The organism is Plantibacter sp. CFBP 8775, assembly GCF_014839505.1.
GTDB lineage: Bacteria > Actinomycetota > Actinomycetes > Actinomycetales > Microbacteriaceae > Plantibacter > Plantibacter auratus.
On record NZ_JACYNV010000002.1, the window covers coordinates 1,574,764 to 1,598,753 of the forward strand.

General features: G+C 70.9%; 27 protein-coding genes. 10 read left to right on the forward strand and 17 right to left on the reverse strand.

Translation table 11 applies throughout. From position 1 onward, the window contains the following. Positions 1-28: 28 nt before the first annotated feature. Positions 29-1,210, reverse strand: a complete 1,182-nt coding sequence (locus tag IFR14_RS19795) for a thiolase family protein (protein WP_191942040.1) — start codon at positions 1,208-1,210, stop codon at positions 29-31. Between the two features lie 150 nt (positions 1,211-1,360). On the opposite strand from IFR14_RS19795, the gene trhO reads away from it, so the two are divergent. The 6 genes from trhO (at position 1,361) to IFR14_RS19825 (ending at position 7,070) form a co-directional block, all read left to right on the forward strand. Beyond that, positions 1,361-2,344, forward strand: a complete 984-nt coding sequence (trhO, locus tag IFR14_RS19800; protein ID WP_191942041.1) for an oxygen-dependent tRNA uridine(34) hydroxylase TrhO — start codon at positions 1,361-1,363, stop codon at positions 2,342-2,344. A 12-nt stretch (positions 2,345-2,356) separates the two neighbouring features. After that, positions 2,357-2,830 (forward strand): SRPBCC family protein, encoded by a 474-nt coding sequence (locus IFR14_RS19805; RefSeq protein ID WP_191942042.1) that lies wholly within the window; start codon positions 2,357-2,359, stop codon positions 2,828-2,830. 225 nt (positions 2,831-3,055) lie between these two features. Beyond that, positions 3,056-4,009, forward strand: a complete 954-nt coding sequence (locus IFR14_RS19810; protein ID WP_079706368.1) for an L-lactate dehydrogenase — start codon at positions 3,056-3,058, stop codon at positions 4,007-4,009. Between the two features lie 215 nt (positions 4,010-4,224). Continuing rightward, the gene (locus IFR14_RS19815; protein WP_137244235.1) at positions 4,225-5,130 is read left to right on the forward strand and encodes an ATP-binding cassette domain-containing protein; all 906 of its coding nucleotides are present in this window, start codon (positions 4,225-4,227) and stop codon (positions 5,128-5,130) included. Then, complete coding sequence (locus IFR14_RS19820; RefSeq protein WP_191942043.1) at positions 5,127-5,951, forward strand: ABC transporter permease subunit; 825 nt, start codon at positions 5,127-5,129, stop codon at positions 5,949-5,951. Before IFR14_RS19815 ends, IFR14_RS19820 begins: the two co-directional genes overlap by 4 nt. 102 nt (positions 5,952-6,053) lie before the next feature. Then, positions 6,054-7,070 carry an MDR family oxidoreductase gene (locus tag IFR14_RS19825; protein ID WP_191942044.1) on the forward strand — a complete coding sequence of 339 codons (1,017 nt, stop codon included), beginning with the start codon at positions 6,054-6,056 and terminating at the stop codon, positions 7,068-7,070. Between the two features lie 267 nt (positions 7,071-7,337). Here IFR14_RS19825 and IFR14_RS19830 read toward each other — a convergent pair whose 3' ends face one another. The 9 genes from IFR14_RS19830 to hemQ all read right to left on the reverse strand — a co-directional run bounded on the left by IFR14_RS19830 (position 7,338) and on the right by hemQ (position 15,017). After that, the gene (locus IFR14_RS19830; protein WP_064294905.1) at positions 7,338-7,628 is read right to left on the reverse strand and encodes a hypothetical protein; all 291 of its coding nucleotides are present in this window, start codon (positions 7,626-7,628) and stop codon (positions 7,338-7,340) included. 111 nt (positions 7,629-7,739) lie between these two features. Further along, positions 7,740-8,150, reverse strand: coding sequence for a DUF4190 domain-containing protein (locus tag IFR14_RS19835; RefSeq protein ID WP_138945552.1), 411 nt, complete (start codon positions 8,148-8,150; stop codon positions 7,740-7,742). Positions 8,151-8,342: 192 nt separating this feature from the next. Beyond that, the gene (locus tag IFR14_RS19840; protein ID WP_064294907.1) at positions 8,343-8,690 is read right to left on the reverse strand and encodes a hypothetical protein; all 348 of its coding nucleotides are present in this window, start codon (positions 8,688-8,690) and stop codon (positions 8,343-8,345) included. 108 nt (positions 8,691-8,798) lie between these two features. Further along, positions 8,799-10,214 carry a glutamate-1-semialdehyde 2,1-aminomutase gene (gene hemL, locus IFR14_RS19845; protein ID WP_191942045.1) on the reverse strand — a complete coding sequence of 472 codons (1,416 nt, stop codon included), beginning with the start codon at positions 10,212-10,214 and terminating at the stop codon, positions 8,799-8,801. Continuing rightward, on the reverse strand, positions 10,211-11,218 hold the full coding sequence (gene hemB / locus IFR14_RS19850; protein WP_086475190.1) for a porphobilinogen synthase: 1,008 nt from the start codon (positions 11,216-11,218) through the stop codon (positions 10,211-10,213). Before hemB ends, hemL begins: the two co-directional genes overlap by 4 nt. Positions 11,219-11,279: 61 nt before the next feature. Further along, entirely contained in the window at positions 11,280-12,104 is an 825-nt protein-coding gene (locus IFR14_RS19855; RefSeq protein WP_079706361.1) for a uroporphyrinogen-III synthase, read from the reverse strand. Next, entirely contained in the window at positions 12,101-13,048 is a 948-nt protein-coding gene (gene hemC / locus IFR14_RS19860; RefSeq protein WP_064294911.1) for a hydroxymethylbilane synthase, read from the reverse strand. The genes IFR14_RS19855 and hemC overlap by 4 nt, the downstream gene beginning before the upstream one ends. Then, complete coding sequence (locus IFR14_RS19865; RefSeq protein WP_137244241.1) at positions 13,045-14,295, reverse strand: ferrochelatase; 1,251 nt, start codon at positions 14,293-14,295, stop codon at positions 13,045-13,047. The genes hemC and IFR14_RS19865 overlap by 4 nt, the downstream gene beginning before the upstream one ends. Then, positions 14,295-15,017 carry a hydrogen peroxide-dependent heme synthase gene (hemQ, locus tag IFR14_RS19870; protein WP_064294913.1) on the reverse strand — a complete coding sequence of 241 codons (723 nt, stop codon included), beginning with the start codon at positions 15,015-15,017 and terminating at the stop codon, positions 14,295-14,297. Before hemQ ends, IFR14_RS19865 begins: the two co-directional genes overlap by 1 nt. Positions 15,018-15,108: 91 nt before the next feature. Here hemQ and IFR14_RS19875 point away from each other — a divergent pair, with 91 nt between their 5' ends. Continuing rightward, positions 15,109-15,570, forward strand: coding sequence for a GNAT family N-acetyltransferase (locus IFR14_RS19875; protein ID WP_071260458.1), 462 nt, complete (start codon positions 15,109-15,111; stop codon positions 15,568-15,570). A gap of 16 nt (positions 15,571-15,586) precedes the next feature. Here the strand turns inward: IFR14_RS19875 and IFR14_RS19880 are convergent, their stop codons facing one another. From IFR14_RS19880 to IFR14_RS19905, 6 genes are all read right to left on the reverse strand, one after another. Then, the gene (locus tag IFR14_RS19880) at positions 15,587-15,838 is read right to left on the reverse strand and encodes a DUF3618 domain-containing protein (protein ID WP_079003603.1); all 252 of its coding nucleotides are present in this window, start codon (positions 15,836-15,838) and stop codon (positions 15,587-15,589) included. Further along, entirely contained in the window at positions 15,828-16,250 is a 423-nt protein-coding gene (locus IFR14_RS19885) for a phage holin family protein (protein ID WP_064294953.1), read from the reverse strand. Before IFR14_RS19885 ends, IFR14_RS19880 begins: the two co-directional genes overlap by 11 nt. 17 nt (positions 16,251-16,267) lie before the next feature. Further along, entirely contained in the window at positions 16,268-16,690 is a 423-nt protein-coding gene (locus IFR14_RS19890) for a hypothetical protein (protein WP_064294916.1), read from the reverse strand. Between the two features lie 132 nt (positions 16,691-16,822). Further along, positions 16,823-18,367: a protoporphyrinogen/coproporphyrinogen oxidase gene (locus tag IFR14_RS19895; RefSeq protein ID WP_191942046.1), complete on the reverse strand. Its 1,545-nt coding sequence runs from the start codon at positions 18,365-18,367 to the stop codon at positions 16,823-16,825. After that, complete coding sequence (gene hemE, locus IFR14_RS19900; RefSeq protein WP_191942047.1) at positions 18,364-19,491, reverse strand: uroporphyrinogen decarboxylase; 1,128 nt, start codon at positions 19,489-19,491, stop codon at positions 18,364-18,366. The genes IFR14_RS19895 and hemE overlap by 4 nt, the downstream gene beginning before the upstream one ends. Before the next feature lie 76 nt (positions 19,492-19,567). Then, entirely contained in the window at positions 19,568-20,041 is a 474-nt protein-coding gene (locus IFR14_RS19905) for a hypothetical protein (RefSeq protein ID WP_191942048.1), read from the reverse strand. 154 nt (positions 20,042-20,195) lie between these two features. On the opposite strand from IFR14_RS19905, the gene IFR14_RS19910 reads away from it, so the two are divergent. Then, the gene (locus tag IFR14_RS19910) at positions 20,196-21,656 is read left to right on the forward strand and encodes a glutamyl-tRNA reductase (RefSeq protein ID WP_191942049.1); all 1,461 of its coding nucleotides are present in this window, start codon (positions 20,196-20,198) and stop codon (positions 21,654-21,656) included. Positions 21,657-21,931: 275 nt separating this feature from the next. On the opposite strand, the gene IFR14_RS19915 is transcribed toward IFR14_RS19910, so the two are convergent. Then, positions 21,932-22,531 (reverse strand): DUF4190 domain-containing protein, encoded by a 600-nt coding sequence (locus IFR14_RS19915; RefSeq protein WP_137244246.1) that lies wholly within the window; start codon positions 22,529-22,531, stop codon positions 21,932-21,934. A 112-nt stretch (positions 22,532-22,643) separates the two neighbouring features. Between IFR14_RS19915 and IFR14_RS21515 the strand changes: the two genes are divergently transcribed. Next, entirely contained in the window at positions 22,644-23,486 is an 843-nt protein-coding gene (locus IFR14_RS21515) for a hypothetical protein (RefSeq protein WP_191942050.1), read from the forward strand. Next, on the forward strand, positions 23,483-23,914 hold the full coding sequence (locus tag IFR14_RS21520; protein ID WP_342365758.1) for an NUDIX hydrolase: 432 nt from the start codon (positions 23,483-23,485) through the stop codon (positions 23,912-23,914). The genes IFR14_RS21515 and IFR14_RS21520 overlap by 4 nt, the downstream gene beginning before the upstream one ends. Positions 23,915-23,990: the final 76 nt, after the last annotated feature.

Consider the following 23,990-nt stretch of genomic DNA (forward strand, 5'->3'; position numbering starts at 1 on the left):
GGTTCCCTTCACGTGGTGGGCGCGCCCATCAGAGGCGCTCGATGATCGTCGCGTTGGCCATGCCGCCGCCCTCGCACATCGTCTGCAGACCGTACCGGCCGCCGGTCGCCTCGAGCTGGCCGAGGAGGGTGGCGAGGAGCTTCGTCCCGGAGGCGCCGAGCGGATGCCCGAGGGCGATCGCCCCGCCACGCGGGTTGAGCCGGTCGTCGTCCACCCCGAACTCGCGTTGCCACGCGAGCGGGACGGACGCGAACGCCTCGTTGACCTCGAACGCGTCGATGTCGTCTATGTCGAGCCCGCTGCGCTCGAGGATGCGGCGGGTGGCGGGCAGTATCCCGGTGAGCATCTCGATCGGGTCGCTCCCGACCGCGGCGAAGGAGACGAAACGCGCACGCGGCGTGAGCCCCAGCTCGAGCGCCCGGACCTCGCTCATGATGAGCGCTGCGGACGCGCCGTCGGTGAGAGGCGAGGCGTTCCCCGGGGTGATCCGCCAGGCGATCTCCGGGAAGCGCGCCGCGAGCCGCTCGTCGCGGAAGACGGCGGGGAGTCCGGCGAGCGCCTCGGGGGTCGTTCCGGCTCGGACCGTCTCGTCGGTCGTGACGACGGAGCCGTCCGGGAGGGTGACGGCGACGACCTCGCCGTCGAAGCCGCCGGACGCCCAGGTCGATGCTGCGCGCTCGTGGGAGCGGGCGGCGAAGGCGTCGAGTTCGTCGCGGCTGAGGTTCCAGCGGGCGGCGATGAGTTCGGCGGAGACGCCCTGGCCGACGAGGCCCTCGGGGAAGCGGGCTCGGAGGGCGGACCCGAACGGGTCTGCGCCCTGCACGTTGGACCCCATCGGCGCCCGACTCATCGACTCGACACCGCAGGCGATGACGACGTCGTCACCCGCCGACATGATGCTCTGCGCGGCGAAGGTGGTGGCCTGCTGGCTGGAGCCGCACTGCCGGTCGATGGTGGTGCCGGGGGTCTCCTGCGGGAGGCCTGCGGCGAGCGCCGCGTTCCGCGCGATGTTCTGCCCCTGCTCGCCGGACTGGGTGACGCAGCCGGCGTAGACGTCCTCGATGACCGCGGGATCGATGCCAGTCCGCTCCACGAGCGCACGGATCGTGCCGGCGAGGAGGTCCGTCGGGTGCACGGCGTTCAGCGCACCGCCCGGTTTGCCCCGGCCGGACGGTGTCCGGATCGCGTCGACGATCACTGCAGTGCGCATAGCCATCTCCTTCGAGGTCTGCGTCCACCCTAGGCCTGGCGCCTTCGTGGACGGCGGCGGTTGTGGCCCTTCGACAAGCGAGGGACCGGAACGTCCGTGTCCGCTGGGCCGGCCCGACGATCCGCGGTCGGCGCCGCGTACGATTGAGCGGTGGCCGACCCGAAGATCCTCCTGTACTACGCGTTCGCTCCCCTGGCGGACCCGGAGGCGATCCGGCTGTGGCAGCGCGACCTCTGCGAGTCGCTCGGTCTCCGTGGCCGCATCCTCATCTCGAAGGACGGCATCAACGGCACAGTCGGCGGCGAGCTCGACGCCTGCAAGCTCTACGTCCGGAAGACGAAGGAGCACCCCGCGTTCCGCGACCTCGACGTGAAGTGGAGCGACGGCTCCGGCTTCGACGAGGACGACCCCGTCCGCACGGCCAGGCACCGGCCAGCGCCCTGGCGTCGGAGTAGCGACTTCCCGAAGCTCAGCGTGAAGGTGCGCGAGGAGATCGTGTCCTTCGGCGCCCCCGGTGAGCTCGTGGTGGACGAGCACGGCGTCTCCGGCGGCGGGGTGCACCTGCAGCCGACGGAACTGCACGAGCTCGTCGCGGAGCGCGGCGACGACGTCGTGTTCTTCGACGGCCGGAACGCGTTCGAGGCCGAGATCGGGCGGTTCGCCGGCGCGGTCGTCCCCGACGTCGCGACCACCCGGGACTTCGTCGCCGAACTCGACAGCGGCAAGTACGACCACCTCAAGGACAAGCCGGTCGTCACCTACTGCACGGGCGGCATCCGCTGCGAGGTGCTCTCGGGCCTCATGCGCTCTCGCGGCTTCGGCGAGGTGTACCAGCTCGACGGCGGCATCGTCCGGTACGGCGAGCAGTTCGGCGACGACGGCCTGTGGGAGGGATCCCTGTACGTGTTCGACAAGCGGGGCTCGCTCGAGTTCAGCGATCACGCGGCCGTCATCGGGCACTGTGTCGTCTGCGACGCGTCGACCAAGCACCTGCAGAACTGCGCGGACCCCTCCTGCAAGACGCAGTTGGTCGTGTGCGAGGCGCACGCGGACGGGCCCGACGGCGGCCCGCGATGCGCCGTGCACACCGGGGCCGACGTCTCCACCGATGCTCGCACCGGCCAGCCCGCCTGATCCGCCACCGTCATGACCGCCCACTTCCGCCTCCGTACCGAGCTCGCCGGGACGATGCAGCAGGCCTTCGACCTCTCGCGGTCGATCGACGCCCACCTCGGCTCGATGGCGGACACCGGTGAACGGGCGGTCGGCGGCGTGACCTCCGGGCTGATCGGCCTCGGTGAGACCGTCACCTGGCGGGCGAAGCACTTCGGTGTGCCGTGGACGATGACGAGTCGGATCACCGCGTTCGAGGAACCCCACCGGTTCACCGATGAACAGGTGTCCGGTCCGTTCCGGACGTTCCGCCACGTCCACCTCTTCGAACCGCTCGAGCGCCCGATGGGGACGGCGCGGACCATCATGCTCGACGACGTCACGTTCTCGGCGCCGTTCGGTCCGCTCGGCGTCGTGGCCGAACACGTCGCGCTCACCGGGCACCTGCGACGGCTCATCGAGTCGCGGAACCGGTGGTTGGCTGAGGCACTTCGACAGGCTCAGTGACCGATAGGGTGCGGCTCAGTGACCGATAGGGTGCGGCTCAGTGACCGACGGGTGCGGCTCAGTGACCGGAAGGTGCGGCGGTCCGGTCACTGAGCTTGTCGAAGTGCCGAAGGGACGATTCGGTCCCTGAGCCTGTCGAAGGGCGGATACCTCGACATCGAGATAAACCGACACCCGTCGTGCCGCGCCCTGACCGCGCACATCCGCCCCTGCCAAGATGGAGCCATGGGTGCTCGCACGAAGTCGAAACTGGCCATCATCGGGGCGGGGAGCGTCGGTTCGTCCCTCGCCTACGCCTCGCTCATCCGCGGCAGCGCCCGGCGGGTGGCGCTCTACGACATCGACGGCAAGCGGGCCTCGGCCGAGGTCCTCGACCTCGCCCATGGGACGCAGTTCACCGGTTCCAGCAGCATCACGGGCGGTGACGACATCTCGGTCGTCGCCGATGCGGACGTCGTCGTGATCACGGCCGGCGCAAAGCAGGAACCCGGCCAGACCCGACTCGACCTCGCTGGAACGAACATCCGCATCCTCGAACAGCTCCTCCCGAAACTCGTCGAGCACGCACCGGACGCCGTCTACATGCTCGTCACGAACCCGTGCGACGTCCTCACGGTCGCGGCCCAGCAGATCACGGGGCTGCCGCGCGAACGCGTCTTCTCCTCCGGCACCGTCCTCGACACCTCCCGGCTGCGCTGGTTGCTCGCTGAGCGCGCGGGTGTCGCGACCTCGGCGGTGCACGCACTCATCGTCGGCGAGCACGGCGACAGCGAACTGCCGCTGTGGTCGCAGGCGACCATCGGCCCCGTCCCGATCCTCGACTGGGAGCTACCCGACGGATCGCGCTTCACGGAGCAGCAGCTCGACGAGATCGCGACCGACGTCCGCACGGCCGCCTATCGCGTCATCGAGGGCAAGGGCGCGACGAACTACGCGATCGGGCTCTCCGGGGCACGGATCGTCGAGGCCATCCTCGGCGACGAGCACGCGATCCTGCCGGTGAGCACCGTGCTCGACGGGTACCACGGCGTCAGCGGGGTCGCCCTGTCGGTGCCGAGCATCGTCGACCGCTCGGGCGTGCGCTCGGTGGTCGAGGTCGCGATGTCGCCGCGCGAGGAACAGCAGTTCGCCGACTCGGCCGCCGCCGTCCGCGCGTCGCTCGACTCGCTCGGGCTGTAGCCGCCGACCCTCCTCCTCGGCTCCACCGTCCCTGTCTCAGGAGAGGTGCGGCGCGTCGCACCAAGGCGCGCCCGCCACGCCGGGCATCTCCTGAGACGGGGCCATCGGCGCCCTCGCCGGGATCTCCCCCGAGCGGCCGATGCGCGATGGGTGTCGGCCCCGATAGCGTTGCAGGACGAGGCGCGGATCCGGCCGCGCCCCTGGGGAGGCACCGGATGACCGCTGGCGTGACGATCGAGTTCGACGGACTCTCGAAATCCTTCGGGGCGGTGCAGGCGGTCGACGACCTGACGTTCCACGTGGAACCGGGCAAGGTCACCGGCTTCCTCGGCCCGAACGGAGCCGGGAAGACGACGACCCTGCGCATGCTGCTCGGCCTCGTGCAACCGACGTCGGGGAGGGCGACCTTCGGCGGTGTCCCCTACGCCAAGCTGCCGGTCCCAGCAGCGACCGTCGGAGCGGCTCTCGAGGCGGCGAGCTTCGTCCCCGGCCGCACCGCCCGCAACCACCTGCGCGTGCACGCCTCGGCAGCGCGTCTGCCGGCGAGCCGGGTGGACGTCGTGCTCGCGCAGGTCGGCCTGCTCGAGGTCGCCGACCGACGCGTCGCCGGATATTCACTCGGCATGCGACAACGGCTCGGCCTCGCGACCGCGCTCCTCGGCGACCCCGGTGTGCTCGTCCTCGACGAACCGATCAACGGGCTCGACCCCGAGGGGATCAAGTGGATCCGCGGCTTCCTCACCGCACTCGCGGCCGAAGGTCGGACCGTCCTCATCAGCTCGCACCTGCTCAGCGAGGTGCAGCAGTCCGTCGACGAGGTCGTGATCATCGCGAAGGGGCGGCTCGCGCACGTGGGCACGCTCGCGAGCCTCGACGCCGCCGACACCCTCCGCGTCGTCGTGAACTCCCCGGAGCACGAGCGGCTCGCCACGGCGCTGACCGCCGCGGGGTACACCTTCGACCAGGCCCGCTCGGGGCTCGTCGTGCACGATGTGGAGGCGATCGACATCGGCCGGGTCGCGCTCGCCGCCGGCATTCCGCTCAGTGCGTTGTCGCGGCATCGATCAGGGCTCGAGGATTCGTTCCTCGCGCTCGTCAGCGGTGGGGAGGACCACGCATGACCTCACTTCTGGCAGCCATCCGCTCCGAGTTCCTCAAGGTGTTCACCACCCGCGTGTGGTGGGGACTCGCCCTCATCCTGTTCGTGTACGTCGGTTTCGCCGCGGCCGGGGCGGCGCTCCTCTTCGCCAACATCCCGGGCGCGGCCGAGTCCAGCGGGGCCGGGGCGCAGGCGACGAGCGAGATGCTCACCCAACCCGGTCTCATCTACGGCTTCGCGACGAGCATCGGGTACGTCTTCCCAGTCCTGCTCGGTGCGCTCGCCACGACCGGCGAGTTCCGGCATCAGAGCCTGACGCCGACGTTCCTCGCGAACCCGAACCGCGGCCACGTCCTCGTCGGCAAGGTCCTGGCACTGACCGGGGTCGGCGCACTGTACGGCGTGATCGCGCTTGTCGCGTCCGTCGGTCTCGGCGGCGGCGCCCTGGCCATCAGCGGCATCGATCCGCTGCTGACCGACCCCGACACCTGGGCGCTCATCGGTCGTGCGGTGCTCGCGATGGCCCTGTGGGGTGCGATCGGCGTCGGTCTCGGGGCGGTGCTGCCGAGCCAGGTGGGCGCGATCATCGTCGTGCTGGCCTTCACGCAGTTCGTCGAGCCGCTGCTGCGCCTCGCCTCCTCGTTCTCCGAGGTCACCGCGTCCATCGGCCGGTTCCTGCCGGGTGCCGCGACGGACGCGCTCGTCGGACCGAGCTTCTACTCGATGATGTCCGCTCAGCAGGACGCGCTGACCTGGTGGCAGGGCGGACTCGTCCTCCTCGGTATCGGGGTCGTCGTCGCGCTCATCGGCTACGCCACGACCTGGCGCCGCGACGTCACCTAGGCAGGGTGCGCGCGCTGGCTCGAGCCAGGCAGCCCCTCGGCGGGGAGGCGTAGGCTCGACGGACAGCCACCGACCGGTCACCGCACCGGAGACAGGAGCACCATGGGCCGCGCATACCTCGTCGAGCAGGTCGAGCACGAGGGTGGCAAGCCCACCCGGACGGTCGATCTCCGCGACCTCCCCGACACTTCGCTGCCCGACGCCGCCGTCACCGTCGACGTCGAGTACTCGAGCATCAACTACAAGGACGCCCTCGTCCTCACGGGGAAGCCGGGCGTCGTGCGGTCGTTCCCGATGGTCGCGGGCATCGACCTCGTCGGCGTCGTCGCAGCGTCGAGTGATCCCGCGTGGACGGCCGGCAACCGCGTGGCCCTGTTCGGTGACGGCCTGAGCGAGACCCGGTACGGCGGGCTCTCCGAGCGCGCGAAGGTGCGGTCCGACGCGCTCGTCCGCGTCCCCGACCACGTCTCCAGCGCACAGGCCGCCGCGATCGGCACCGCCGGGTACACCGCGGCCCTCGCCGTGCTCGCGCTCGAGCACGGCAGCGCGACCTCCGGCGCCGTCCGTGTCGGCGGGCTCCCCGTGCTCGTCACGGGAGCCGGCGGCGGGGTCGGAAGCATCGCGATCGCACTGCTTGCCGCCGCCGGCTTCGAGGTCGCCGCCTCGACCGGGCGGGTCGACGAGCTGGGTGACGCCCTGCGGCGGCTCGGCGCGGCGTCGATCGTCGACCGTGCCGAGTTCGCCGAGGCCGGCCGGCCGCTCGGCAGCCAGCGCTGGGCGGGAGCCGTCGACTCCGTCGGCGGTCAGACGCTCGCGACGGTCCTGTCGCAGGTCGAGTACGGCGGGACGGTCGCCGCCTGTGGGCTCGCCGGCGGGTCCGATCTCCCGACGTCGGTCATGCCGTTCATCCTCCGCGGGGTCACGCTCGCGGGCGTGAACTCCGTCGAGGCACCGCTCCCCCTGCGGCAGGCCGCCTGGGAGCGCGTGACCACCGCGCTCGACCTCGACGTCCTCGACACGCTGACCGAGACGGTCTCCCTCGCCGAGGCGACGGATGCGGCGGAACGGGTCCTCGCAGGCTCGGTCCACGGCCGGATCGTCGTCGACGTCCGCGCCTGATCCCGCGTTCACAACTCAGGACGGCCCTGGCATGTCGCGCCCCAGGTCGCGTCGCTGACGGCCGACACACCGGCACGCTCCTGAGTTGCGAACAGCCAGAGGTGAGTCGTCACCGTGTTCACAACTCAGGACGGACCCGGTATGTCGCGCCACTGGTCACACCGCTCGATGCCGACACACCGGCACGCTCCTGAGTTATGAACGCAGGAACGCGACAGCGGCCGGTGCCCGAAGGCGACCGGCCGCTGCCGACGGAACTGCTGAGACTCAGTAGCCGGCGGTCGACATGACCGAGCCGAGCGCGACGGCGTAGAAGATGCCGCCGATGATGCCGAGCACGACGAGGATGATGCCGATGATGACACCGATCTTCGCGAGCTGGTTCGGGTAGCCGGCGTCCTTCGACTGCTTCTGCGCGACGAGGCTGATGATCAGGCCGACGAGCGGCACGACGATCGCGAGGATGAGGCCGACGAGGCCGAGCGTCTTGCCCGGGTAGTCGGCGGGCAGGGCGCCGCCCGGCTGCTGCGGGGCGTTGTACTGGGGTGCGTTGGTCATGATGGTTCCTCTCGAGGATGGTAGATGCGCCACGGGCGCGAGCCAACAGTAGTGGGTTAGGTACCCGACAGGCGATGGGGACAACTCCCCAATCGACCGGATGTCACCGGGTTACGGGCAGGTGATGGTGGTCGTGCCGTCGGTGTGGACACCGCTCCCGAGGGAGGCGCACGCCTCGTTGAACGCCGCAGCACCGATCGCGATACCCGCGATGGTCGCGATGATCGCGATGACGATGAAGACGATCGACAGGATGAGGCCGACCTTCGCCAGCGTGTTCTTGACACCCGCGTTCTTCGACTGCACCAGGGCGACGATGCTGAGGATGAGGCCGATCGGCGGGGCGAGGAAGGCGAGGATCAGGCCGACGATGCCGAGCGTCTTTCCGGCGGTCGCGTCGCCGCTGGGAGCTGCGCCGCCGGAATACGCGGGAGCCGCGCCGTACTGGTCCTTCGGGGGCTGCGGCGCCTGGGGAGCCTGCGGCGGCTGGCCGGGGTATTCACCGGGAGGAGGAGTCGACATGGCTGTGGTCCTTTCGAACAGGCGGATCTACGGAGGTTCGAGCGGGCCCAGAATACCGGTCAGACGTCGTTTTGTGCCCTGTTCGAGGCAAATGATTGCGCACGGCCCTGATCAGCGCCAGGATGCGAGGACACCGCGTCCTCGCCGACGATCCGGATCCGGCCGAGACCGCCGTGAGTGTGGCAGCTCGTCCTAGTGCAGGTCGAGGGCCGCGATGAGCTCGGCACTGCGACGGGTCGTGATGATGAGCCGCGAGTACTCCGCGTCTTCGAGATCGATGACGACCGACGGTTTGGTGCCCTTGATGACCAGGAAGTCCATGCCACCGTGGAACTTCCACTGGCCGATGGCGAGCGTCAACGGGATCGCGGTGCCCGGCGCACGGATGCCCCGGACCCAGATCCACGGGTCGTCGGTGATGGTGGCGGAACGGATGCTCGACCGGGGCACGACGACGTTGCTCCGACGCAGCGAGAGCGCTTTGTCATACGCGGACAGCTCGATCTCCAGTCGGTCGGGGTGCAGACGCAAGGAGGCCATGCCTCTAGTCTGCCAACCCCCGCCGACGTTCGCGTTGCCGGAAGTTCACAAAGCGGTAACGCATGCCCTGTGCAGCGTCCGACGTCGGCGGCGGGGCGACCGTCCGACTCAGCGGATGGCCGCCGCAGCCGCTCGGGCCGCCGCGGGCAGGGCGTCGACGATGCGCCCGATCGCCTCGTCATCGTGCGCCGCGGAGACGAACCAGGCCTCGTACACGCTCGGCGGGAGCGACACCCCAGCGTCGAGCATGCGGTGGAAGAAGGCCGGGTAGCGGAAGGCGTCCTGCCGCAGGACCGCGGCGTAATCGGTCGGTGCCGTCTCGCTGAAGGCGAAGGAGAACAGGTTCCCGGCGCGCTGCACGGTGTGCGCGACCCCGGCCTCCGTGAGCGCGTTCGAGGTCGCCTCGGACACGATCGCGGCCGCCGCGTCGACCCGACGGTAGACGTCCTGGTCGGCCAGGCGCAGCGTCTCGATGCCGGCGGCGAGGGCCACCGGGTTCCCCGAGAGTGTGCCGGCCTGGTAGACCGGGCCGGTCGGTGCGAGCAGGTCCATGAGCTCGGCGCGCCCACCCAGCGCAGCGAGGGGCATGCCACCGCCGATGACCTTGCCGAAGGTGAAGAGGTCGGGCTGGTACACGCCGACGGGGATGCTGATGGCGCCGGTCGAGTTCGCGACGGCGTGGTTGCCGGCCTCCCAGGCCTCTGCGCCCGGGACGGGCTCCGTGCCCGGCGCGACGGCGGCGAGTCCGCGGTTGTCGAGCCCCCACCAACCGGCGGAGGAGACGCGGAACCCGGTGAGCACCTCGTCGATGATGACCAGCGAGCCGTACTCGTGCGCGAGCTTCACGACGCTCGCGTTGAACCCGGGAGCCGGCGGGACGACGCCCATGTTGGCGGAGGCCGCCTCCATGATGATCGCGGCGATGTCCTGGCCGCGCTCGGCGAAGACCTCGCGGAGCGCCGCCCGGTCGTTGTACGGGACGACGATCGTCTGGGCGGCCGTCTCGGCGGTGACCCCGGCGGACCCCGGCAGGGCGAGGGTCGCGACGCCCGACCCCGCTTCAGCGAGCAGGCCGTCGGAGTGGCCGTGGTAGTGCCCGGCGAACTTCACGATGAGGCTGCGACCGGTGGCACCGCGCGCGAGGCGGATGGCCGTCATGGTCGCCTCAGTGCCGGTGGAGACCATGCGCAGCTTCTCGATCGGCGCGACACCGGACGCCTGGACGCGCTCCTTGACGAGCTCTGCGAGCTCGGTCTCGGCCGGGGTGGACGCGCCGAAGGAGAGGCCGCGGGCCGCAGCGGCCTGCACGGCCTCGACGACCTGCGGGTGCGCGTGTCCGAGGAGCGCGGGGCCCCACGCGCTCACGAGGTCGACGTACTGCACGCCCTCGGAGTCGGTGATGTAGGGTCCGGTCGCGGACACCATGAACCGCGGCGTGCCGCCGACGGAGCGGAAGGCACGGACGGGCGAGTTCACCCCACCGGGGATCGACCGCTGGGCTCTGGCGAATGCTGCGTCGTTCATCGGGTTCCTCCTGCACGCAGACCGCGCGCCTCATCCAACCAACCGGCGAGTTCGACGGCCCAGTAGCTCAGGACGACCTCGGCTCCGGCGCGCTTGATGGACAGCACCGACTCCTCGATCGCGCGTCGGCGGTCGATCCAGCCCTGCCGGGCGGCGGCCTCGATCATCGCGTACTCGCCGGACACCTGGTACGCCCAGACCGGGATCGACACCGTGTCCGCCACGTCGGCCAGGACGTCGAGGAAGCTCCCTGCGGGCTTCACCATGACGATGTCGGCGCCCTCGGCCTCGTCGATGAGCGCCTCGCGCAGGCCCTCACGGCGGTTGGCGGGGTCGAGCTGGTAGGTACGGCGGTCGCCCTGCAGCTGCGAGTCGACGGCCTCGCGGAAGGGGCCGTAGAGCGCGGACGCGAACTTCGCCGAGTAGGCGAGGATGATCGTGTCGTCGAACCCGGCGGCGTCGAGCGTCTCGCGGACGGCGGCGACCTGGCCGTCCATCATGCCCGAGAGGCCGAGGAGGGCAGAGCCGGACTCGGCCTGGGCCAGCGCCATGTCGCGGTAGCGGTCGAGCGTGCGGTCGTTGTCGACGCGCCCGCGGTCGTCGAGGACACCGCAGTGTCCGTGGTCGGTGAACTCGTCGAGGCAGAGGTCGGTCTGCACGACCAGGGCGTCGCCCACCTCGGCGACGAGCGCACGGGTCGCGACGTTGAGGATGCCGTCGGGGTCGGTCGCGCCGGAACCCACGGCGTCGCGCTCGGCCGGGACGCCGAACAGCATGACCCCACCGATGCCGGCCGCAGCCGCCTCAGCCGCGGCCCGCTTGGCGCTGTCGACGGTGTGCTGCCGGACACCCGGCATCGAGGAGATCTCGACCGGCTCGGAGACGCCCTCCCGCACGAACATGGGAAGCACCAGCTCCGCCGGGTCGAGTCTCGTCTCGCTGACGAGGCGACGGATGGCCGGCTGCTGCCGGAGACGACGGGGACGGGTCTCGGGAATGCTCACCCGTCCAGCCTACGCGCCGCTGCCGACGCGCCCTCCCGGTTCGCGCAGGGCGTGAAGCCGGTCAGCGGATCCCGTCGCCGGCGTCCTCGTCGCGGTTCCGGCTGAGCGCCACGGACACGATCGCCTCGATCAGCGAGTCGACCGTCTGCTGCTCCGCCACGACGTCGACCCGGAGCCCGTAGCCTCGGGCGTCACGAGCCGTGCGGGGTCCGATCGCGGCGATGACGGTGCTCTCGGGGATCTCGGGGAACTGCGAACGGACCTGCTCCGCCACGCTGCCCGAGGTGACGAGGATGGCACGCACCCGGCCGCTGGCGACGTCGGCGACGATCTTCTCTGCCACCGGGACACCGACCGTGCGGTAGGCCACGACGGACTGGACGTCGTGTCCGGCGGCGATCAGGCCCTCCGTGAGGAGCGGCTTGGCGATGGCCGAGCGGAGCGTGAGGATGCGCTTCGGGTGCGGTTCGAGCGCCGTGAGCTCCTGCACCATGCCCTTGGCGGAGTTGTCCTTCGCCGGCACGAGGTCGACGCTGTAGCCGACGGCGGTGAGCGCGGCAGCGGTCGTCTCGCCGACGGCGGCGACCCTCGTCGTCTCGGGGATCCGGATCCGCTGCGAGGACAGCACGTCGACCGTGGTCGCGCTCGTCACGGTCAGCCAGTCGAACTCGCCAGCCTCGAGCGCCGCGAGCGCGGCCCCGAGGGTCTCCGGGTCGTCGGTGCTGGCGAAGTTGATCATCGGGGCGACGACAGGCGACCCGCCCTTGCCACGGACCGTCCCGGCGACCGAGTCGCCCCACGGACCGCCGCGCGGCACGAGGACGCGCCACCCGCCGAGCGGCTTGGTGGCGGTGGGAACGGTGTTCGACTTCGTCCAGTCCTTCACGCAGCGCCTCCCAGCGGGGCGAGGTCGGCTGCGCCGGCCTCGATGAGCTCGTCCGCGAGCGAGACACCGAGCGCGTCGGCCGCTTGCAGCAGCTCCCGTCCGTGTCCGTCGCCGGAGAACCCCTCCGCGCGGCTCTCCCGGTGGATCATCTCGGTGCCGTCGAGCGAGTAGACGGCGGCCTGCAGCACGAGGTCCTCGTCGTCGAGCCAGGCTGCGGCACCGACGGGGGCCGAGCAACCGGCCTCGAGTCGACGGAGCACGGCCCGCTCCGCCGTCGCCTGCCAGCGGCTCGGCGCGTGGTCGAGCAACGCGATGGAACCGGCGATGGACGATTCGTCGTCGTCGAGGCACTCGATCGCGAGCGCCCCCTGCCCCGGCGCGGTCGGCCAGGTGTCGAGGTCGAAGAGCCCGGTGACGGCGTCGAGGCGTCCGAGGCGGGTGAGACCGGCGGCCGCGAGGACGACGGCGTCGAGGTCGTCGTCGATGCGGCGCAGGCGGGTGTCGATGTTGCCGCGGATGTCGACGACCTCGAGGTCGGGCCGGATGCGCTTCAGCTGGGCGATCCGTCGCGGTGAGCCGGTGCCGATCCTGGCACCCTGCGGCAGGTCGTCGAGCGAGCGGTCGTCGGAGGCGCACAGGGCGTCGCGCGGATCCTCGCGCATCGGCATGGCGGCGATCGTGAAGCCCTCGGCCGGAGCCGTCGGCAGGTCCTTCAAGGAGTGCACGACGAGATCGCAGGCGCCGTCGAGCAGGGCGTCGCGGAGCGCGTTGACGAACACACCCGTCCCGCCGATGGTCGAGAGCGACTCGCGACTCGTGTCGCCCTGCGTCGTGACGGTGACGATCTCGACGTCCTCACCGGTGGCCGCCGTGAGGGCGTCGGCCACATGACCGGTCTGCGCCAGCGCCAGGGCGCTGCCGCGGGTTCCGATGCGAAGGGTCATGGGGCGATCCCCGAGAACGCCGGTTTGAAGCCCAGCCGGGCGTTCTCGCAGCACCCGGGGCGGCAGACGTCGTACCAGGGGCCGAGGTCGGTCATGTGCGGTCGTTCCTCGACGGGCGTGCCGTCGCGGCGCTCGAGGACGAGGTCGACGAGTCCCTTGACGTAGGCGGCGGCGGTGCCCGGCGTCGGGACGCGTACGGCGGCCAGACCGTGTTCACCGGCCGTCTCGATGGCCTCGTTGTCGAGGTCCCACATGACCTCCATGTGGTCGCTCACGAAGCCGAGCGGCACGATGACGATCGCCTTGCGGCCGGCGGCGGGCAGCTCGGCGATCGCGTCGTTGATGTCGGGCTCGAGCCACGGCATGCTGGGCGGACCCGAACGGGACTGGTAGACGAGCTGCCACGGCACCGAGACACCGCTGCCGACCGCGCCGCCGAGGACACCGGCCTCACGGAGCTGGTCGATGGCGTTCGCCATGACGACCTCGGCCACCGCGAGGTGCTGGGCCTCGTACGCGCCGTGGTCGCCGAAGCCGCGGAAATCGGGGCCGGAGCGCGCGGCGTCGCCGGTGGGGATCGAGTGCGTCGCGAAGAGCACCTCGATCTCCGTCTCGGCGGAGAGATCGGGCTGCTCGCGCAGGTACTCGGCGATCGCCTCACGGACACCGTCGATGAACGGGGTCACGAAGCCGGGGTGGTCGAAGAACTGACGCACCTTGTCGATCTGGATCTCGCCCTGGAGGTTCGTCTCGTCGACGGCGATCGCGAAGTCCTCGCGGTACTGCCGGCAGCTCGAGTACGAGGAGTAGGCGCTCGTGGCGATCGCGATGAGCTTCGTGAAGCCGCGCTCGTGCGCCTCGGTCAGCGCGTCGCGCAGGTACGGGTCCCAGTTGCGGTTGCCCCAGAGGACCGGGAGGTCGATGCCGCGGGAGGCGAGTTCGAGCTCCAGGGCCGCCTTGAGCGCACGGTTCTGGTCGTTGATCGGGCTGACGCCGCCGAAGTGACGGTAGTGGTGGGCGACCTCTTCGAGACGCTCCTCGGGGATGCCGCGACCGCGCGTGACGTTGCGGAGGAACGGGATGACGTCGTCCTGGCCCTCAGGCCCGCCGAAGCCGGCGAGGAGGATGGCGTCGTAGTCCGTCGGCTCGGAGACGTGCTCAGGACCGGCCGCTGCGGCGTCGGTCGCGCCGCGGACGATGCGCTCGGGGGACTCTGCTCCGGTGCTCCCCAGGTTCATGGCTGCCATCAGCGCACCACCTCCAATGCCTCGGCGGGCGTGATACGGCGGCCCGTGAAGAACGGCACCTCTTCGCGCACGTGGCGGCGCGCTTCGGTGTTGCGCAGGTCGCGCATGAGGTCGACGAGTTCGACGACGTCGTCGGCCTCGAGCGGCAGGAGCCACTCGTAGTCGCCGAGGGCGAAGGAGGCGACGGTGTTGGCGAGCACACCCGTGAACGCCGCACCCTGACGGCCGTGCTCGGCGAGCATCTTGCGACGCTCCTCCTCCGGCAGGAGGTACCACTCGTAGCTGCGCACGAAGGGGTACAGGCAGAGCCAGCCCTTCGGCTCGATGCCGCGGAGGAACCCGGGGACGTGCTGCCGGTTGAACTCGGCGTCGCGGTGGACGCCCATGGCGTTCCAGGTGGGTGCCAGCGAACCGAGGATGGCGGTGCGGCGCAGCTCGCGGAGGCCGGCCTGCAGGCCCTCGGCGGTGTCGCCGTGGAGCCACAGCATGAGGTCGGCGTCGGCGCGGAGGCCGGAGACGTCGTAGATGCCGCGCAGGGTCACGCCCTGGGCTTCGACGAGCGCGATGGATGCTTCGAGTTCGGAGACATGCTCTTCGCCGAGCGGCAGCGCACTCGCCGGCTCGCGGCGCAGGACAGCCCAGAGGGTGAATCCTGAGGGGCCAGTCGGGGTGGCTGAGTCGGTCGGGTGGTGCGATGCCTCGGCAGAGGCCGGGTGAGTCATAGTCCTATCCTCACCCAGTTCGGTCGATTGGGCAAAAGGGGCAGGTCACGATTGACACCGAGCCCAGCCTCACCGCCGATACAGTCGGGTGATGACCAGCGAGCAACCTCCCGTCGAGTACCACGTCGCCAGAGCGGCCGAGATGGATCCGGTGACGCTCTACCGCGTGCTGAAGATCCGCGTCGACGTCTTCGTCGTCGAGCAGACGGCGCTCTTCGCCGATCTCGACGGTCGCGACATCGAGGACGGGACGCTCATCGCCTGGGCGCAGGAGGGCGACGAGGTGCTCGCGACGATCCGGATCCTGACCGAGGCCGAGCACTCGGAGATCGGACGGGTGGCCACCGCGTTCACCGCCCGCGGGCGGGGTCTCGCCGCGGAACTGATCCGCCGCGCCGTCGCCGACCACGGGCATCGGGAACTCCGCATGGGCGCCCAGAAACGCCTCGCCGACTGGTACGGCCGGTTCGGGTTCGAGATCAGCGGCCCCGACTACGTGGAGGACGACATCGTGCACGTCCCGATGACGCGCGTCGCCACGCCGAGCGACTGACCGGCGGCGGGACGCGTCAGCGCGCGATGGCGCGGACGATGCCCCACACTGCCAGCCCGGCCGCACCGGCGAGGCCCGCGACACCGGCGTAGAAGACCGCCGGGCGTTCGACCTTGACGGTCGCGATCTGCACGATGGCACGACGCTTGGCGCGGTGCACCTGCTTCGGGACGTTGAGCTTGTCCTCGATCGCGTTCAGCGTGGCGACGAGCTCGGCACGAGCCTGCTCGGGCGAGGGCGTCGCCCCCGGGAACTGGTCAACGGTCATACTCGCCGAGTCCCTTCACTGCCTTGATGTCTTCCTTCACGTTGTCCATCGGGCTCGGGTCCTCGTTGATCTTCTTGAAGTACCGCAGCGCGATCAGCACGAGGACCGCAGCGACGAGGACGAAGAGCACGAAGACGCAGAGCGCTGCCAGCCACGAGGGCATGACGAGCGCGAGCGCGAGGATCAGCACGGCGACGAGCACGCCGACCGCGAAGAAGAGGAACACCGCGGCACCGGCGACGAAGGCCGCGCCGATACCCGCGTACTTGCCCTTGTGGGCGAGCTGCGTCTTGAGGTTGGCGATCTCGGCCTTGACCAGGTTCGAGACGACCCCCGGCAGCTGGCCGACGAGGGTCAGGAGGGACTCGTCGCGCTTGTCGTAACGCGGCTCCGACCGGTTGCGGTCACTCATGAACGGCATCGTCGGTGCTACTCGCCGCTCTTGGGCTTCGGAGCCGTCGTCTTGGGCGCGGCAGGCTTGCGCACTGCGGGCTTCGAGGCCGACGACGTCGAGGTGCCGGAGGCCGTGCGGGCGTCCTTGACCGTCTCGGACACGTCCTGGACGGTGTCCTCGGTCTTGGAGATGGCCTTGTCGAGCTTCTGGCCGGGCGTCGAACCCTGCTGGCTGACGACCTTCGCGACGGCGCTGACGCCGCTCCACAGAGCCGCGGGGACCTCGCTGATGCGTGCCTTGGCGAAGTCCTCGACCTTGCCGCGCTGCGCGCGCACCGGCTTCGCGTTCCACAGCTTGACCCACTGCGTCTTGATCTGCTCGTAGCGTTCGCGTCCGGCGCGGGTACCGAGCACGTAGCCCGTGAGCCCACCGACGACGAACATGACCTTGCCCTTCATGGCGCCTCCGTCTGTTCGAGTGGTGCTGTGATGCTGCATCCAACGGGACCAGCGTAGTCGGGTGTCACTCCGACGCCACCATCCGGTCGGGGGTTGACAGGAAAAGATGCCGGGTCGGGCATATGGGCGCGTCTACCGCTGTAGCGCCTGATGGCGGAGTCGCGCCGCCGCCTCGTGGGCGTCGGGGACCACCGAGGCGAGCCCCGTGCCCGACAACCAGGCACCCGTGACCGCGAGGTCGGGCACCTCGGCCACCGCTTCCCGGATGGCCGTCGAGCGTTCACGCTGGCCGCGCGCGGCGGTCGGCTGCGTCCCCGTCCAGGAGATGCGGTGGAAGCCGCGGACGCTGCCCGGGTCGAGCTGGACGCCGAGCATCACCGACGCATCGTGCAACGCCGTCGAGAGCAGCTCCTCGTCGGTCAACGCGCTCGTCGCGTCGGCCTCGCCCTGACGGCCGAAGGACAGGCGGACGACGTGGCGGTGCTCGCCATGCTCCTTCGCGCGGTCGGCGAGCCAGGCCCACTTCGCCGTCGCGTGGGTGAGCGCCTTGGCGTGGAGCGTCGAGCCGGGTGCGACGAGCAGCCCGGAGCCACGCGGTGCGGCGTCGAGGGCCGGTTCGTCGAGCACGATCGTCACGAGCTCGATGGGCGCGGGCAGGACCGGGTCGCCCGCGTCGTCGCCGGCGGCGGGGAGGTCGCGGAGCGCCGGCCCGACGTCGGCCAGCAGGTTGCGGGCCGGCTGCTCGGGCGTCGCGATGAGGACCAGATCGGCCTCGAGCACCCGGCCGTCGGTCAGGGCGACGTACCAGGGGGCTTTCGACGCACCTGCAGCCGCGGGACGCTCGCTCATCCGCGGGAGGCCGGCGTCGCCGAGGCCGACACCCGGTCCGTCCACGTCGATGTCGAACGGGTTCCGGGAGATCGCCGTGACGGCGACGCCGGTGATGAGCGTCGACCCCCACCGCTCGAGCTCCGCGGTCAAGCCGTCGACGAGGACGGTCATGCCACCGTCGAGGCCACCGACCGCGGCACCGGCGGGCGCGTTCTCCCGGAGGGCCGCGACGGCGAGGGACAGCGCCCCGGTGCGGGTCAACGCGGCGTTCAGCCCGGGAGCCGCGCGGTCGACGTCGAGGTCGTCCGGAGCGGCCGAGTAGACGCCCGAGGTGACCGGTGCGACGAGGAGGTCGTGGACGGCCGCGCCCATGCGCTTCCGGACGAGCGCACCGAGGTTGTGCTCGGTGCCGATCGTGAGCGGCGGGCGGATGCGGTCGAGGTAGGCGCGCAGCGCGCCCTTCCAGCCGATGACCCGACGGACGTCGTCGGCGAGGGGGTTCGTCGGGATGCCCAGCAGCCCCGCCTTGGGGAGCGGGACACTCCGCTGCGGCTGTCCGGGCTTGGCGACGTGCAACCAGGCCCCGGCCCGGTTGGGACGCACGACGCGGTCGGTCAGCCCCAGCTGCTCGATGAGCTCGGCGACCGAACCACCGCGCGTCGCGAAGCTCTCGGCACCGACGTCGACGCGGAGACCCGCGACCTCGGCGGCCGCGAGCGCGCCACCGAACGACTCCTGCGCGTCGACGACCGTCACCGAGATGCCGACCTTGGCGCAGTCGACCGCGCCGACGAGTCCGGCCACACCACCGCCGATGACGACGAGACGCTTCGGCTCCAGACTCATGCGGGCTGCCAATCGTGGGCGAGGGCGACGATGCGGGTCAGGACGTCCGGGTCGGTCTCGGGCGGGACCCCGTGGCCGAGGTTGAGGACGTGCGACGGCGCCGCCGTCCCGCGCTGGAGGATGTCGAGGACGTGCGCCTCGAGGACCGGCCATGGGGCGGCGAGCAGTGCCGGGTCGATGTTGCCCTGCACGGGGACGCCGCCACCGAGACGTCGGATGCCCTCGTCGAGCGCCAGCCGGTAGTCGATCCCGACCACGTCGGCGCCGACCCGGTGCATCGCACCGAGCAGTTCACCGGTCCCGACGCCGAAGTGCACCTTCGGGACGGGGAGGTCGGCGACGTGCGCGAGCGCGGCCCGGGAGGCCGGGGCGACGTGACGCTCGTAGTCCTCGAGGGAGAGTGCCCCCGCCCACGAGTCGAAGAGCTGCGCGGCCGACGCGCCGGCGAGCACCTGGGCGCGGAGGAAGCGACCGGTGACGTCCGCACACCAGGCCATGAGCTTCGCCCACGACGCCGGGTCGGCGTGCATGAGGGTGCGGGCGGCGAGGTGGTCCTTCGACGGTCCGCCCTCGACGAGATAGGCGGCGAGCGTGAACGGCGCACCCGCGAAGCCGATGAGCGGCGTGCGGCCGTCGCCGATCCCCGCGAGCCCGGCGACGGTGAGCGCGACGCCCTCGCGGATCGGCGCAAGCGTGTCGTCGAGGACGGCCGGGTCGAGCGCGACGAGCGCGTCGACCTCGGCGGCCGTCCGAACGGCGGAACCCAAGACGGGACCACGGCCCGGCACGATCTCGACCGCGACCCCGGCCTGCTTGAGCGGCACCACGATGTCGCTGAAGAAGATGGCCGCGTCCGTCCCGTGCCGTCGGATGGGCTGGAGGGTGATCTCGCTCGCCATCGCCGGGTCGAGGCAGGCGTCGAGCATGGCCGTCCCGATCCGCAACTCGCGATACTCGGGCAGCGACCGGCCGGCCTGACGCATGAACCAGACGGGCGTCCGCTCGGGGCGGGTGCCGCGGTACGCGGTGATGAGCGGCGACGACTGGGTCACGCCGGTGACGAGGGGGTGTTCGGGTGGGAGACTCACCCCTCCATCCTCCCATTCCCGCGCTGAGCGCGGCATGGGCGAAGCCCCGCGATGCGCGGCCCTGCCGGTGCGGACCGTCCGGCGACGGCCCGCACCGGAGTCCGACCGTGGTTCAGAGCCGGTGCGACACGCTGCACGAGTGGTCGTAGCCGACCGACTCGTCGAAGGTGAACTCCACCGTCGCCACGAGATCGTCGATGGACGGCGACGCGGAGAGGTCCTGCCAGATCCCGAGCGAGTGCCACTGGCCGTCCTGCTTCATCGAGTCGGGCGAGTGGATCCACCGCGTCGCCCCGCCGTTCTGCGACAGGCCGAGGTCGATGTTCGCCTGATCGCCAAAGGGCGCACCGCCGGCGGTGATCCGGTACTCCTCCAGCGAGACGGTCGTCTTGCCCGAGGCGTCGCTCCCGTTCCAGACCAGGTGGACCTCGCCGGTCGCATGGAACAGACCACCCGTGTACGTGCAGGTGACCACGACATCGCCTCCCCGTGGGTACGAGGCCGGGGCTGGGGCCGCACCCATGAGCCCGGGCGTGACCATCGCTGCCGCGGCGGCGAGCGTGACGACTCTCCTGAAGTGCTGCATAACGTTCTCCTTCGATCGTTGTGTTCCGTTCGGTCGAACGGCTTGATCCGTAGTATTGCATCTGACATTTCATATGTCAGTACCCGACTGGTGGTGAGGGTGCCCTGAGCGACATCCCGGGAGCCCGACAGCGCCGCTCGGGTAGACTCATCGGGTGCTCATGTGTGTGACGGCGAGCCATAAGAACGCCACCTTCGACCTCCTCGAACGACTCTCAGTCGGTGCCGAGGGCGTTGCCGCGCGCCTGGTCGAGCACCACGAGTGCGTCTCGGGTGCCGTCGTCGTGGCCACCTGCAACCGGTTCGAGGCGTACATCGACCTCGACGAGCCCGTCACCGCCGCCGCATCCGTCGCCTTCGAGGCCGCTGCGGAGGCCGTCAGCGAGACCACCGGCATCCCCGCCGAGCAGCTGCGGGAGGTGTTCGACCTCAGCGTCGGCACCGCGGCAGCCGAGCACCTCTTCGCCGTGTCGGCCGGACTCGAGTCCGTCGTCGTCGGCGAGGGCGAGATCGCCGGCCAGGTGCGGCGCTCCCTCGAGGCCGCTCGCGCGGGTGGCACCACCAGCTCCGAACTGGAGCGCCTGTTCCAGCGCGCGTCCCAGACCTCCCGCGGCATCAAGAACCGCACGCCGCTCGGGCGTGCCGGTCGCTCCATCGTGCGTCTCGCCCTCGACCTCGCGGAGAGCCGTATCGACGACTGGGCCACGCAACGCGTCTTGCTCGTCGGCACCGGTGCGTACGCCGGCGCGAGCCTCGCCGCCCTCCGCGACCGCGGCGTCACCGACGTCCTCGTGTACTCGCCGTCCGGCCGCGCCGAGAAGTTCGCGCGCTCGCACGAGATCGGCTGGATCGGACACGACGACCTCGCCCGCACCACCGGCGAGGTCGACATCATCGTCACCTGCACCACCGCCGAGGGCCACGTGGTCGACGCCGAACTGCTCCGCGCGGGTCGCACGGCCGTCGCCGCCGACCACCGTGCGCGAGCCGCGGCTGCCACGGACACACCGACGCTCTCGCTGGTCACCGCGGCCGACGCACCGGCCGCACCCGAGCCCACCGGGGTCTCCGCACTCGTCCACGACGTCATCACCGAAGCCGCCGCCGAGTGCCCCGTGCCGCACGCCTCGGCCCAGCTCGTCATCGACCTCGGCCTGCCGCGCAACGTCGACCCCGACGTCTCCACCGTCTCCGGCGTCGTCCTGCTCGACCTCGAGACCATCCGCATCCACGCGCCGCTCGAGGAGCTGCAGGCCACCGAGGTCGCGCGCTCCATCGTCAGCCGCGCCGCACAGAAGTTCGCCGCGGTCGGCGAGGAGCGCAGCCTCGAGCCCGCCGTCGTCGCCCTTCGCAGTCACGTGCACGCGCTCGTCGAGGCCGAGGTCGCCCGCGCGACCGCTCGTGGCGACGACGACGGCTCGACCGCCCGCGCACTGCGTCACCTCGCCGGAGTGCTGCTGCACGAACCGACGGTGCGGGCACGGAACCTCGCCCGCAACGGCGAGCAGGCCGCGTACACGACGGCGCTGCAGACGCTCTTCGGTATCGAGGTTCCCCAGGCACCGGCGGTCGTCGCACCGGTAGCCGACACCGACTCGGCCGCTTCCGCCTCCTAGGCTTCCTGGCGGTACCGGGGCTCTCGCGTCGGGCAACTCCGGTCACCGAGCCGAACCCCGGTCACCGAGCCTGTCGAGGTGCGCGCGAACACGCGACCCCACCATGGACGTTCCTCGTGTGCCCTTCGACACTTCGACAGGCTCAGTGCGGCGCAGCTCAGGGACCGGAGAGGGTTACCGCTCAGGGACCGGGGCGGGAAGGGCGCTGGAACGACGAACGGGCACCGGCGCGATGCCGATGCCCGTCATGATCCGCCTGCGGAGCAGGCCGTGGATCAGTAGTCGTAGTTGTAGTCGTACGAGCTCGCGCCGGCGATCGCGCCTGCGATGATCAGAAAGTAGAAGATGATCACGATGATGCCGGCGAGGACCGACACGCCGCTCACGATGGTGCCGGCGAGGGCCAGGCCACGGCCCTGCTCGCCGGTGCGCTTGATCTGACCGAGCGCGATGATGCCGAGCACGAGGCCGACGACGCCGAACCCGACGAACGGGGCGATGAGCGAGATGATCGCCATGACGTTCGTCTTCGGGCCGGTCGGCTGCGCGTAGCCGTACGGCGCCTGAGGCTGTCCGTACGGAGCGGCGGGCTGGCCGTAGGGGTTCTGCTGCTGCCCGTAGGGTGCCTGCGGCTGGCCGTAGGGGTTCTGCTGCTCGCCGTAGGGAGCCTGCGGCTGACCGTACTTCGGCTGCTCGCCGTACTGCGGAGCCTGCTGGCCCGGCTGCTCACCGTAGGGCGAGGGCTGGCCGTACTGCGGAGCCTGTTCCCCGTACTGCGGAGCCGGCGGAACCTGCGATTCGCCGTAGGCCGGCTGCTGGGGGTTCTGGCTCTGACCGTATGGGTCGTTCGGCTGGCCGGAGTTCGGATCAGTCATGAAGGTGCACCTCGCGCATAGGGGTTCGACGAACGGACTCATGCTTGCAGCGCGCCGTCGCCTTGTCAACACAGGGTAACCCGCGATCCCTGATGTCCACTGGGCTCGCGCGGTGGGCACCGGAGGCGGTGGCAAGATGGACGAGGGGGTGCGGATGGACGAGGAGTCGGTGGCGGAAGCCGAGGACGTCACGCTCGCCGATGCCCCGCCGGTCGCCGAGCGGCCTGGCGCGCTGACCATCGCCGGGATCGTCGCCGTCGACTGGGTCCACTCCGTCGTCTGGCACACGCGGGCCTTCTTCAGCGGCCGAATCCCGAGGGAGTACGCCCGAGGCGACGCGAGTCGCCCCGTCGTCGTCCTCATCCCCGGCGTGTACGAGACCTGGGCGTTCCTGAAGCCGGTCGCCGACCGCCTGAACGCCGACGGCTACCGGATCCGCATCGCCCGCGGCCTCGGATACAACCGCAAACCCATCCGCGACACGGCGGCCCGCTTCGCCCGCGCGCTCGGGCGGTTGCCGAAGCCCGCCGCCGGGTGCGTCATCGTCGCGCACAGCAAGGGAGGCCTCGTCGGAAAGGAGCTGCTCCTCACCGAACGCGAGCGGCTGGGCCTGCTCGGGGTCGTCGCGATCTGCTCGCCGTTCTCCGGGTCGGTGCTCGCGAAGTACGTCGTCGACCCGAGCCTCCGCGCCTTCCTCCCGACAGACGAGACCATCGTCGCGCTCGGCGCCCCGCACGACGTCAACGCCGACATCGTCTCGATCTACAGCACCTTCGACCCGCACGTGCCGTCCAGCAGCGTGCTGCCCGGAGCGACGAACGTGCTCCTCCCGGTGCCGGGTCACTTCGTGATCCTCAGCACGGACGAGCTCAAGGACGCCGTGGAACTCGCCGTCGACGGGTTCGCCGGTCGGGTGCGGCCCGCACTCGACACCGAGAACCCGGCCGACCGGTGAGCCGCGCACCCGAGAGCTCGGGCAGCGCGCTCCCCGACATCCTCGTGTCCGCGGTCGCGATCGTCCGCGGACGGCGGGTGCTCATGGTGACGGCTCGCGGCCGCGACGTCCTCTACATGCCGGGCGGGAAGATCGACGCGGGCGAGACGCCCGCCGAGGCCGCCGTCCGGGAGGCACGCGAGGAGGTCGCGGTCGAGATAGATCCGGCGCGGGTGTCGCCGTTGTTCACGGTGGTCACGCAGGCGCACGGCGAACCCGACGGCCGGCTCGTGCGGATGCACGTCTTCGCGGCCGAGACGCACGAGACACCGACGCCCTCCGCCGAGGTGAGCGCGGTCCACTGGGTGGGCACGGAGTCACTCGACCGCTGCCCACCTGCGGGACGCGACGTGCTCGAGCGCCTGGCGGCGGCGGGGCTCATCGACTGAGGAGCCCTTCAACAGGCGGATACTGCCATTCGACAGGCTCAGGGACCGGCGGGGGTGAGCCCTTCGACAAGCTCAG